We start from the raw sequence: 13,659 nt of genomic DNA, 5'->3' as shown, positions 1-13,659 counted from the left end.
ATAGTCCATGATGTCCTTGAGAAAAATGTGTCAACCAATCTTGACAACATCATTTGGTATGTTTATAGTATAAAAGTTATGGCCCGAAATGTAAATGAAAATCCGTTACTGGGCACGTATGCGTGAACAATAACGGTGTGTGAAAAGTAACAAATCAAAAAAGGCAGGTGGAATATGGTACGGGTAGTGATATATGGGGAAAAACCGACCGACATTGAAGGTCTGGAAAAAATGCTGCGTGAAATTTTGACTGAAAACCGCAGATGGCCGATGATTCACACGTATATCGGCGATCTGGATGCATATCTGCATTTTGTAAAAGGGAATCCCTACCTCATTATGCTGGCGTCCGTGCAGGGCAGACAGGGAGTGGAGATCGTAGAAAAAATCCGGGAAAATAACCCGGCGGCATCCTTAATCTGGCTTTCCGGCCGGGACAATGCCCTCGAATCCTGGCGGCTCCATGTGACCGCATTCGGGGTATTTCCGACGAAAAAAGAAGAATTAGAAGAACTTCTGGTGGCGTGCAGCGAAAGCCTGCTGGATCGGAAGAAAAAGTATTTTGTTCAGGTGGGAAACAGACTGAAATAGACAAATTCATTCAGAATAGATGGAGGGAAAACAGCATGAAAAAGAAATATAAGCGTGCCCTGGCAGCGGCGCTGGCGGCGGTAATGATATGGAATACGTGTGACTGGCACCCGCAGGTGCTGGCAGGCAGTTCGGTGCAGTATATCGAGGAAGTGAAGGAGCTTTCGGATGAAATCCTGCATCAGGAGGTTCCGTATGGAACGAAATATAAGGATCTGGAGCTGCCGGATAAGCTGAAAGTGCGGGTTTTGGCGGAAGAAGCATCGGATGAAGAAGACAGTGCAGAAGATAAAGACGGTGCGGAAAAGATTGCTACGCCGTCGGAGCTTCAAAGCGGAGACGGTAAAGTGGAAACAGAAAAAAAGTCTCAGACGCTTTCTTCATCTGAAACAGATGGTACAGTTCGGAAAGCATCCCCATCTGAGGCAGATGTTACAGAAAAATCAGAAATAGGGGGGGTGGATGACCCTGAGCAGAAAGCATCCCCATCCGATGCAGACGGGACGAAAACCGATAAAACCTGGAAGGAAGTCAAGGTCCGCTGGGTGCTGGATGAGACATTCAGTGAGAAAGATACATACGATGGAAAAACACCGGGTATCTATGTGTTTGATGCGGAAGTGAAAAGCAGCCGCTATGAACTGGATACCGGCTTTTTGCCGCGCATCGAGGTGACGGTGCTTCCGGAGGAAAAAGGTCCGGCGATCATCGGATTTTCGGAGTTAGATGAGGCAGTTGCGGTGCAGAAGCTTCCGCTTGGCGCGAAAGAAAGCGATATCGTCCTGCCGGATACACTGGAGGTTGAGGTGGAAGCGGCGGATGAAACGCTGGCGGAAGACAGCCAGAACATGCATCTGGTGGAAGCAGCGAATAAGGGCACAGAGAAAGATACAGAGGCGGAAATGGCAGTCTGGCAGCTCTCTGGTATAACCTGGAAACTGGACGAAGAGCAGAGTGACCTCCCGGAGTTCCACGGCGGCATTTCCGAAAAAGACTATTTCGAAGAATTTGACGAAAACGGCGAGCCGGTTGAGACCTCGACGAAGACCTGGGCGGGCTACGCTGAGGCGAACCAGGACTATAATGGCCGTGTGTATGTGTATAGAGCGGTACTGCCGGAGGAGCTGGGCAAATTTGAAGTGGCGGATACGGCTGACCTGCCGGAGATTTATGTGATGGTGGGTGACGCGGGCGTGGCGCTGCTGGCGGATGAAACGTATGATTTGAACGGAAATTATCTGGTGATTAATAAAGACAATGTGGGTCGGTTAAATGGAATGACGATCACTGGCACCTATCATCCGACGGAAAGGTTATCGGAAGGCCGGAAAATCGAAGGTGGTATTGTAATTGATGATGTTACAGTAAATTTGACAATTGAAGGTGTAAATGTTGGCTATGGCACTGATATCATAGATAATGCAGCCGGAATCCTTCTGAAAGGAAAGGCAAAATTAAATTTAACAGTAAAAGGGGAAAATTCATTAGAGGGTACATACGGCGGCGCTGGAATCGGGGTTGAGGAAAAAGCAACCCTGATCATTACCAAAGAAAGCACCGGAAGTCTGACCGCGACCGGAGGCGGATATGGTGCGGCAGGAATCGGCGGAAGGGCGACGGTGCCAGATCATGAAAATACAATAATAAGCTATAAGACAGGTACGATTGAGATTCAAGGCGGCAATATCCATGCGGTTGGTGGAGGTTGCTGGTTTAGGGGTTCGAAGGTACATCTTGGGGGTGCGGGAATCGGAACAGGTATGTATGGCATTGGCGGAACGATCCGGATTTTGGGCGGTACCGTAAAAGCGGAAGGCGGAAGAGAGACCGGAGCTGGAATTGGAGGCGGAGACAATGGAGCCGTAGATTCGATCCAGATTGGCGGGAAAGAAGGAGAAGCACCGGAGGTTGAGGCAAGCAGTTGGAATGTAAAGTACGGTGCTGCAATCGGAAGCGGACGGAATGCTCTGCTCGATTTAAAGCTGCCCTGTGGCACGATAAACATATTCAGTGGAAATCTGAAGGTTAAGGGAAATATCGGGTACGGAGGTATCGATAAAAATGGAGACAATAAACAAATAGGCGGAAGCGTTGATATTTCAGAGCAGGTGAAATTAAAACTGACAGACGGAACGATAGAACCGCGTGGAACAACGTGTACATTTGGTAAAAAAACATTCCAGATGACCGTCTATGACAATCAGTTGTCAGATGGAACATACTCTGTAAAAATTCGTTTCTATCAGGAGGGAGATACCGCTCGAAGCACGCCTGTTTATGAAACAGACGCAGAGATGATTGTTAGAGAATTCAAAGGCACGATACCGGCTGTGACAGAGTGGCTCGGATTTACGGGAGAGATGTCAGTTGTGGCGGAGGTGACAGACTCCCAAAACAATACGGTTACAGAGACAGGAACGGCTGTCCTGTCTGCAGGAAAAGATGAGAACGTTCCTGTTACGCTGGGAAAAGAGGCATATAAGAAAATGCTGGATTTAACCATTTATGATGGCCGTTTGAAAAATAATCAGAATTATACGCTGACCGTTCAGGTAGGCGATCAGGATGAAAGCGGAGTTTTGCCGGATATTCTGAGTTATTCGGATACGAAAGCGTCTAACTATCAGATTTCGGCAGGAAAGGTCAGCTGGTATTCCTCTCTACATGGAGATGAGATTCCGGTTGTAGTTACGATTCAGGAATCTGGAGAAAATGGAACGGCGTACCAAGTGTCCGGAACGCTTACCTTAGAAAATAAAGAAGAAACGGCACTTTCTCTTTCCATTGGTGAAAAACTGTATCCGGTACGCTTTGTATTCTTATCATCACAGGTACAGGATACCGATCAGGTGAAACTGCGGGCAAAGCGGACAGATGCAGCTGGCACAGGAAACCCTGTAGAATTGAGCAAGGAGCTGGGACAGTTTGCTTTTGATGGGAAATTGGTAAAAGATGCTTCAAATGAAAATAGTGCAGTTGCAACGGCATATCTTCCGACAGGCGAATATCAGTTTGAAATTAAGACGGGAATAGCGGGACTTGGAGAGTCGAATGGTCAATTTACATTGAACCAGAAGAAAGTGAATGCAGATGAGGCAGGGACAGAGATAGTGGTCCTGAATGAAATACAGACCTTTGAAGGTGTGCTGGATCTTTCCCAGGGCGATATCACATTCTCGGAACAGGGAGGAAATCTGGTCATTTCGCATTATCAGAAGGAAGCAGATTCGACCGGGAGCACGTTAAAAACAATACCGGGGCAGTCGTATGAGACAGTCTATACGATTGTGACAAGTGAAGAGAATACGACGCATTTTTTAAAAATCAATACATCAGCAGCGCAGAATGTGAAGCTGGTTGTAAAAGGCATCCATCTCCAGGCATCAGAAACCGCAGCACAGGATGCAGCGCCAATTCAGATTAACGGTAGTTCCCACGTGCTCATGTATCTGGAAGGAGAGAATAAGATTCAGGTTCAGAAAACGGAATCAAAAGCTCCGGCGGGGATTAGTGTGGCTGAGAAGGCACAGATTACCATAGATTGTAAGCCAGATGCAGACGGTTCGCTAGAGGTGGTAAGTCAGGCTAGAGGTAACAGTGGAGCAGCGATAGGAGGCGCTCCGGAAGCGGATGCGGGTACGATCATCATCAATGGAGGAACGGTTACGGCTAAGCTTTCAGGGAGCTCTTTTGCAGCGGCAATCGGTGCTTCGTTTTGGAAAAGTGTACAGAAAATACAGATTAATGGAGGAACTGTTACTGCTGATGTAAAGGAAAACAGTGGGCTAGGAGCAGCAATTGGTTCTGGTTATTCGAATAGGCTGGGTGTTTCAACGGCTCAGATCCATATTACAGGTGGAAAAATTAACGTACATGCGCAGTATGGGGCTGGGATTGGAAGCGGATCCGGATCCGGATTCGCGAGTAATGCACAGGTGAAAATCGATGGCGGAATGATTACAGCGTACTCAGGGAAAGGGGCTTCTGTTGGAAGCGGTGAGTCTGGAAGCTCACAGATAGAGATTAATGGTGGAACGTTTTGCCTGGATAAAAGCAAAGATACGGATTCTAAAATATCAGATATAGGATCGGGAGCATCGGGCAAGGAGACAGAGGTTATTATCAATGGTGGAACGTTTTATATGGTAAACAAGGGAAACTTTTATAATAGTGCACCTCGGGTTCGAAGCCTGAAAGCAGATAGTTCGGGAAATTTGAACCTGGAAAGTCCATTGAATGGTACGGGAGTTCCTGTTTATGCCACGAAAGCCGATTTATCCAGTGTTTATGAAGCAGATGGCGTGATAAAGAATGCCAGCATCGACGTTCCTTCTTGCAACTATGGTTTTAAGGATGCTCAGACAGCTCCAAACGGCGTTGTGTATATGTACCTCCCAGCCGCCGATTTAGTGAAGGCAACCTTTTCCGGCATCAACTACAAAGGAAAAGTGGAGGCGGGTTCAGCTACGAATGAGTTAGAACGTGAACTGACTTCTGTTGATTATGAAAAGGAATTATTGAGAAACAATTTACAGAGCGCAGTGGAATTTGCACAGTCAGAAACGGCATCGTCCTGGACGGAAATTCCGGTGAATGGTGCGGCATCGCTGACAGAGATTCTGGATAACCAGCCAGAAGGTACAAATGAGATTTCCCTGTATGTCCGTAAGAAAGCGGGCACTTCCGGCGCTGCAGGCGAAGCAACCGAGATAAAGATTCCGGCAAGACCGGCAAAACCGGACCAGATACAGGAAACAGATATAACGAAAGACAGCTACTCTATCAAGGTAAAAAGACCGGTCGGTTCCCGTTACGAGTACGGAATTGCCAAATCTGAGTCTGGTGAGCCTAAGTGGCAGTCGGAGAGGACGTTTACATCGCCGAAGCCGGCTAACACCTATTATATAACCCTTCGTGTGAAAGCAACAGACAGCAGTTTTGCATCGAAGCCGGCTGATCGTTTGAAGGTGACAACACCGGATGCATTACTGATCGACGGTCCCGCTGGCGCTGTATCCTTTGAAGCGAAAGGAACCTATGGACAGACGCTTGCTCAGATTCAAGTACGGCTGGCAGAGAAATTTAAGGTTGTTAATTATGGTAGAACGGAGGTTTCTGGAAATTGGCACTTCATTGAAAGGCAGGGCGGAATGTCTGCTTCCTCCATTTATCCGGAGGTAAAGGGAAGCACTGCATATCAGGTCGAATTTATACCTGATAAAGCATCGGAAGGGCAGTATGGAGAACCTTTGACCCAGAGTGTGGTTCCGGAGATATCTCCGAAAGAGTTGACCGCAGTTATTACGACACCTATTGTAAAAGACTATGACAGAAGTACAGATATCGCATTAGAGGCGACGGTGGAGATAGAAACTCCGGGTCAGAGCACGGGGCATAGCTATAACATCCGCGGTCTGAAAGGCAGATTTGAAGATGCCAATGCCGGAACCGATAAGACGGTAACCATTGATTCTTCAGAGGCAGTAATTGAGACAGGTGCGAGTGGAGTGAATCTGCAGAATTACCGTATCATATATCCAGCTCAGACCGGAACGATCCGTCCGATACAGGGTTCGGTTTCAATCGACCAGAAAGCATGGACCGGAGAAAAAACCTATGGAGATGACAGCTTTCCACTGACTGGTGTGACTGTAGTGGGAGATGGAGCTCTGAAATATGAAAGCTCCGATGAAAAGGTTCTCACCGTGGATGCACAGGGACAGGTGACCATCAAAGGCACGGGTTCCGCAGATGTAATCATCACCATGGAAAACGGAAGAAATTATTTCGGTACAACTACACCTGTAAAGAGAACCATAAACATTCATAAAGGAACACTCGCCCTTATTTTAACGGCTGTGAACCGGACGACCGGGGCTAAGCTTTCGAAAGGAATTCTGGGAACAGAGGAAGAGGATTTTGATATCATTGCCAGCGTGCAGGGAGTTTACCAGGACAAGCTGCAGGGTTATGTTCATTTCTTTGATAATGAAAACCCGGATGCAGATATAGTTTCGGTAGGGGAAGATGGAACCGCTGTACTTAAGTGGACGAAGCCAGGAGAATCATTGGTAGGCACCCACACAATCAAAGCCGAATTTGGCTTTGGCGAATTTAATACGTGGGAATCCAGATACAACACACCAACTCCGGCATCCCTTACATTTGAAATCAGTAAGGCAGCTCCACCGGCAGAGGATAAGCCAGAAGACTCCGACAAGCCAGATAACTCCGACAAGCCAGGCCAATCAGGCAGCCAGAGCTCTTCCTCCGGACGTGACAAGTCTTCCGGCAGCGGAGCGACCAGGCAGGATCCGGTGAAGGGAAGAACCAACAGCACCATAGGTATTCTCACAGGAACTGCCAACAGCACTGCCAATGACGGAAAGAGTCACTGGATGCAGGATGAACACGGCTGGTGGCTGCGGTTTGCCGACAGCAGCTACCCGAAGGCAGAAAAACGCGGTACAAATGGCATTGCATATGCATGGGAGCAGGTAAACGGCAACTGGTGGGCGTTCGATGAAAGCGGCTATATCAAGACCGGCTGGATGCGCGACGAAGACTATGGCGGCTGGTTCTACCTCGATCCGGAACACGGCATGCAGACCGGCTGGGTCTTGATTGACGGCAAATGGTGCTATTTCCACCCGACATCCGATGGAATGAAAGGACTTATGTATGCCGGACGCAGAACACCGGACGGCTATTATGTCGATGAAAATGGCGTCTGGGACGGGAGAGAAAAGCAGTAAAATGACCAAATAGGTCGAAGTTTGACCGTTTGCGTCGATGTGGTTTTCATGAAATGTTCTATTTGGTATCTTTATACTAGAAAGGTACCAGGTAGGACATTTTGTGATCTCAGGGAAATATCGAATATGAGATAATTCGAAATGGTTAATAATACATAGAGAAAACGGGATTGGAATAGTTGAGGAAGGTGGGGAAGACGATGAAAAAGACTTACAAACGCATCCTGGCAGCCACATTGGCATCGATATTGGTTTGGAATACGTGTGAATGGCAGCCGCGCGCCCTGGCGGGAAGCAAGATTTATCAGATCGAGGAGGTAAAGGGACTGCCGGAAAGCGTGCTGCATCAGGAAGTGGCATACGGGACGAAATATAAAGATTTGGAGTTGCCGGATAAGCTGAGTATGCGTATTTGGGCGGAAGAGGAAACTGGAACAGATGGGGAGGAGGATGCAGCGGACAAGGGCGGAGGCGAAACGATAGCCACGCCGTCCCAGATTTCAGACGCAGATGAAAAATCCCAGCCGGATGCTTCGCTTGAAGTGAGTAAAACAGTCCGGAAAGATGCTTTATCAGCGTCCCCATCGGAGGCAGATGCAGCGGAAAAATCGGAAGCAGGCACGGATGACATCGCGCAGAAAGCATCCCCGTCCGAGGCCGACGGGACGAAAGACGATAAAAACTGGAAAGAGGTCAAAGTCCGCTGGGTTCTCGACGAGACATTCAGTGAGAAGGAAAAATACGACGGAAAAACACCGGGTGTCTATGTGTTTGACGCGGAACTGAAAAGCAGCCGCTATGAACTGGACACAGGTTTTCTGCCGCGCATCGAAGTGACCGTATTGCCGGAAGAGGCAGCACCGGAGATTACAGAATTTTTCGAATTAGAGGAAACAATTCAGGTTCAGAACCTGGCACTGGGAGCGAAAGAAAGCGATATCATCCTGCCGGATACGCTCGATGTGCAGGTGGAAAATCTGGATGAGGGCGGTGCAGATGAAGCGGATGCAGCGACAGAAGATGACAAGGCAGTAGATGGCGAGTCAACGGAAGAAACGGTCGGGGAAGAGGAAAATGTTGGGGATGAGACGGCATCGCAGTATCAGCTGACAGGAATTACCTGGAAACTGGATGAAAAACAGAGCGATCTTTCGGAATTTCACGGCGGTATTTCCGTACAGGAGTATTTCGATGAGTTCGACGAAGACGGCGAGCCGATCGAGAGCGAGGAGAAAACCTGGGCGGGTTATGCGGACGCGAATCAGGAATACAACGGGCGAACCTATGTCTACATACCGGTTCTACCAGAGAACCTGGGAGAACATTTGATTGGACTTGACGGCGAAACAGCAGAGAAGGTTGAATTGGCGGAAAAAATCGAACTTCCAGAAATTTATGTATTAGTTGGTGAAATGCAGCTGATGACCTTGGCGAGCAAGTATTATGATATTTCTGAAAAGAGCATTATAATTGACAGTCCAAGTGTAGCACAGCAGGTATACAACGGTTCAACGATCTATGGAAGTACAGATAAGAATAATATTATCATAAGCGGCTCTGGTACGGTCGCATTCCTTACCATTCAAAATCTGGATATCGAGATTGGTACACAGTGGAAACCGGCGATCGGATTGCGGGATGGCGCGACCTTGCATTTGACACTGTCGAACAAGAACGTCTTAAAAGGCGGGGAAGTCTATGCGGCGATTGATGTGCCGGAGGGATGTAACCTGATTATTGATGGAAATGGAAGTCTGGAGGCAACCGGAGCGGACTCCGCCGGAATCGGTGCATCCAGACAAAGTGGCGGCACACTGGGAGAGATCACGATCCATGGCGGCAATATTGAAGCCTACGGATCTGGAATGTCTGCCGGGATTGGCGGAACCAAAGAGGGAGATACGGGAACCATTACGATTACCGGAGGAATTATCTATGCAGAGGGAGGAACCGGAAGCTACAGCAGTGAACGCCTCAATCGTTATAGTGGGGCTGGAATCGGCGGCGGAGCTTATGGATGCGTAGATAAAATCTATATACGCGGCGGGGATATCACAGCACAGGGTGGATATACCACATGGGGACATGGCTATCCTGCGCCGGGAATCGGTTGTGGCTACGGCGCGAAGCCTATAGTAGGCGGCTATAAATGTGGTGATATTCAGATTACCGGAGGAACGATTTCTGCAAGCGCAATCAACAATGAGGTCAATGCCATTGGCGTCGGTGAGCGTGCAGCTTGGAGACCAGCGGAAGATCAAAAACTGGAAGGTTCGATTAGCATCAGCGAGGACGCAGAGGTAAATCTGAACGGTGGAACGTATTATCCGGAAGATGCGAATGCCAGCCTGAAAAAATATACATTTAACTGTATGGTATACGATGGAAGACTGACGAAAAGCTCTTATCCGGCGAAGATAACCGTTGGAACTGTGACCTGGGATGCGGGGACGATGAAAGTTGGTGATCGTGGCGCGTATACGGGAACGGTTTTTCCAAGCAATTATTTAAAACCATCGGAAGAACCCCAGCAGGTAACTTTAAAAGCAGGAGACTATACATACGATTTGGGAATTGTGACGCTGGATGATAACAGTTCGAAAGATATAATGACAGGAACTCCGCTGTATAAAACACGCTTAAAATTCGTTTCTCTGGCGATCAATCAGGTAGATGAGCCACTGACGGCCAGTGAGATTGTGGTAAAGCAGGATGGCGTGGAACTGATCAGCGGAGAGGAAGAAAGCAATACGATCGCAGTTCCGTCGAGCGAAATCACATATGATAGCAATTATACAGGTTATATAACCGTATATCTGCCAGATAATGCCGGACAGACAGATATTTCTGTGACGGTACCAGGACTAAATAATGGAGCACCGATTACGGTGTCCGGACAGACGATATCTAAATGGAATCAGGTAACTGAAATTACAATGTATGAAGAAGATATCAGCTGCCGACATGAGAATTTCGATACAGATGGATTCTGCGTGGTTTGTAAAAATGGATATCAGCCGGCAGAAGAAAGCGGTGGATATTATCAGGTTCGGAATGCGGGACAGCTGTTCTGGTTTGCGGAGCAGATCAATCGAAATGAGATTTCTGATCATAGTAATCTGAAACTGATGAAGGATATTGAGATTCCAGACGGGCATTACTGGAGGCGAATCAAACCATCTGGTGGGAAGTATTATGGAAATATAGATGGAAATTATCATATTATTTCGGGATTGAGATATGCGAAAGATAGTTCTGGAGAGGGAATAATATACAAAATATGGAATGCCTCAGTAAAGAATCTTGGAATGAGTTTTGAGAAATCGGAAACGGGACAAGTTTGGGAGTATGGATTATGTGAAGATATTTATGATTCAGCTATTGAAAATTGTTTTGTGGCAGGAAAAATTAGAACTGCAGGATTCTTTTATAGTGGAGGAAGTACTGCTGTAAAAAATTGTTTTGATGTCTCGGATTCATCTGGAATATACAATACCAGTGATAGCAATTATCCTCTCACAATTCAGAATGTTTATCAAAAAGGAGAAAGAGGACAAGGACATCAAGTTACAGAACTCCAGTTTCAGAGCGGCGAAATTGCCTACAAATTAAACGGCGATGCAAGCGAAGGCGTCTGGGGACAAAATTTGGATGAAAACGGCGGAGATGCGTATCCGCAGTTTAGAAAATACAGCCGAACAGTCTATAAGAATGGTGAAAGCTATTCCAATAACCAGACAGTTACGATTCGTTCTGCGGTAGTAAGAAGGATTACCTCAACGACGGCTGAACTTCGTGTGCAGGCTGCTTCAAATATGTATTTCTATTATAAACAGGGAGAGGCAAGTAGTGTTTCAGAGATCTGTGCAAGCAATCTGAGCTGTCGATTTGGAAGTGATGGAGTTATAATAACTAACCTAAGTGGTTTATCTCCAAATACTGAGTATACATATAGTTTGGTAGTATCAAAGGTTGAGAATGGTAAAACGAAATTTTCAGATGTGAAATTCGTTACCTTCCGCACAGCCCAGGCAGCACCAGAGATAACGGACATTTCCATCGACTACGAAAAAGAAGAACTGAAAAACCGTGCATCCGAGCCGCTGGAATTTGCCGAGTCAGATAATTCCTCATCCTGGACGACTATTCCGGTCAAAGGTTATATTTCATTGACCGAGATTCTGGACAAACAGCCGGACGATACGACAGAGATTTCCCTGTACGTCCGAAAAAAAGCAAGTGGTTCCAATGCAGCCAGCGAGGCGGCAGCGATTCCGATTCCGGCAAGACAGGAAGTTGAACAAGAGAAACAGCCGGTATTGTCTTATGCCGATGAGACGGTTACAGTTCCAGAAGGTGTACAGTATGTATTCGGAAAGACATCCCCGACAGACTGGAAGTCAGCGGAAACAGGCACAGGAGCAGCTGTTTCGATTACTAAATTTATTATGAGCTCTAGGGCAACCAGCGAACAGCTGTATAAAGTTTATTATCGGGGTGCTGCAAGCAATACAGATGGAAAATTTACAGGAAAGCTTCAGACACTCGACATTCCGGCAAGACCTCAAAAACCGGATAAAATAGACGCAACATCAATCATAAAGTCATATAACTGGATTGGCGTGGTAAAGAATGAACAGTATGAGTATGGAATTGTAGATGAGGAGTCTGGAAATGGTGAGCCGCAATGGCAGCAGTCATCGAAGTTTGAAGGCTTACAACCGGCACATACATATACGATAGCGGTTCGAACCAGGGCAACCGACAGCCAGTTTGCGTCGGAGCAAAGTACTGCCGTGCTTGTAACAACGCAGGATATTTTAAAAATCGCAGGAAGCGGCGAAAAAGAATTTGTCACACAGGGAACCTACGGTCAGCCGCTGAGTCAAGTTTCTCTGAGACTGGCAGATGGCTACGGAGTTTACAATTCCCACAACGAGCCAATTCAGGGAACCTGGACCTGGAGTACGATGCAGGACACAACTTCTTCGAACCAGATTTATCCGGAGGTAAATGGAACAGAGGAATATTATGCAGAATTTACACCAGATGATCCAGATGTGGAAGGAAAGTATGGGTACCAATTAGGAAAGAGCGTATATCCAGATATTTCCCCGAAGGAACTGAAAGCGGCGCTCACGCTGCCAGTTAAAAAGACCTACGACGGCAGTCCAGAAGTTGCAGTTGACGCCACCGTTGAGACAGGAATCGCCGGTCAGACGCTTACAATCAGCGGTCTGAAAGGCAGATTTGCAGATACAAATGCCGGAACCGATAAGCAGATAACACTGGATTCGTCCGAAGTGACGGTGACGGCTGGGGAAAATTCAACCCATCCGGGCAACTATCAAGTTGTGTTCCCGACTGAGACAACCGGAACCATTTATCAGGCGCCTGCACCGTCGATCATCTGGGCGGCAGCAGCCAGCGTAGAGGCGGGAAGACCTCTGAGTGCATCCGCCCTGACAGGAGGAAGTACCGAGTACGGAACCTTTACCTGGAAGAACCCGGCGCAGCTGACGAAGGCCGGAACCCATAGCTACGAGGCAGTATTTACGCCGAATGAGTGGGCGGCACGGAATTATGAGATTGCGCCGATGACGGGAATGGTAGAGCTGACCGCCACCGTTCCGCCAACGAACGATAAAAATGATACTGACAATAGCGGAAATAATAGCAACAGTAGTAATCGTGGATCTTCCGGCGGCCGTTCTTCTTCCAGCCGTATCACAATATCTGCTACAACAAGAAACGATTCTGTCAAAGGAAATGTGAGCAGTGACAAGGGCATCCTGACCGGCGCTAATAACGGCACCGCGAACGACGGCTACAGCCACTGGATGCAGGATGAACACGGCTGGTGGCTCCGTTTCGCAGACAACAGCTACCCGAAGGCAGCGATGCGCGGCACAAACGGCATTGCGTATGCGTGGGAGCAGATCAACGGAAACTGGTGGACGTTCGACGAGAACGGTTATATCAAGACCGGCTGGCTGCGCGACGAAGACTACGGCGGCTGGTTCTACCTCGATCCAGAACGTGGTATGCAGACCGGCTGGGTGCTGATTGATGGAAAATGGTACTATTTCCACCCGACATCCGACGGAATGAGGGGACTTATGTATGCCGGACGTAAGACGCCGGACGGCTATTATGTCGATGAAAATGGTGTCTGGGATGGGAGAGAGAAGCAGTAAAATGACCAATTAGGTCGAAGTTTGACCGTTTGCGTCGAAGTACTTCCATAAAGTGTTCTATCTGGTATTCTTAAAAGGGGATACTAGGTAGGACATTTTGTGATCTCAGGGAAATA

At 47.6% G+C, this 13,659-nt stretch carries 3 protein-coding genes; all 3 read left to right on the top strand.

Annotated elements, in window-relative coordinates; all coding sequences use genetic code 11:
• The first annotated feature begins 174 nt into the window (after window positions 1–174).
• The 3 genes from PUQ60_RS05645 to PUQ60_RS05635 all read left to right on the top strand — a co-directional run bounded on the left by PUQ60_RS05645 (window position 175) and on the right by PUQ60_RS05635 (window position 13,543).
• Window positions 175–591 (top strand): hypothetical protein, encoded by a 417-nt coding sequence (locus PUQ60_RS05645; RefSeq protein ID WP_273379979.1) that lies wholly within the window; start codon window positions 175–177, stop codon window positions 589–591.
• Window positions 592–626: 35 nt separating this feature from the next.
• Window positions 627–7,346 (top strand): YDG domain-containing protein, encoded by a 6,720-nt coding sequence (locus tag PUQ60_RS05640; RefSeq protein ID WP_273482868.1) that lies wholly within the window; start codon window positions 627–629, stop codon window positions 7,344–7,346.
• A gap of 200 nt (window positions 7,347–7,546) precedes the next feature.
• Window positions 7,547–13,543 (top strand): YDG domain-containing protein, encoded by a 5,997-nt coding sequence (locus tag PUQ60_RS05635; RefSeq protein WP_273379975.1) that lies wholly within the window; start codon window positions 7,547–7,549, stop codon window positions 13,541–13,543.
• Window positions 13,544–13,659: the final 116 nt, after the last annotated feature.

Source organism: Clostridium sp. AF02-29, from assembly GCF_934835585.1.
Taxonomy (GTDB): domain Bacteria; phylum Bacillota; class Clostridia; order Lachnospirales; family Lachnospiraceae; genus Otoolea; species Otoolea fessa.
The sequence above is the reverse complement of the archived record's forward strand: the minus strand, read 5'-3'. Positions and strand labels throughout refer to the sequence as shown.

Excerpts from the sequence above, each read along its gene's own strand:
- PUQ60_RS05645 (WP_273379979.1), top strand. The coding sequence starts at position 175 with ATGGTACGGGTAGTGATATATGGGGAAAAACCGACCGACATTGAAGGT.
- PUQ60_RS05640 (WP_273482868.1), top strand. The coding sequence starts at position 627 with ATGAAAAAGAAATATAAGCGTGCCCTGGCAGCGGCGCTGGCGGCGGTA.
- PUQ60_RS05635 (WP_273379975.1), top strand. The coding sequence starts at position 7,547 with ATGAAAAAGACTTACAAACGCATCCTGGCAGCCACATTGGCATCGATA.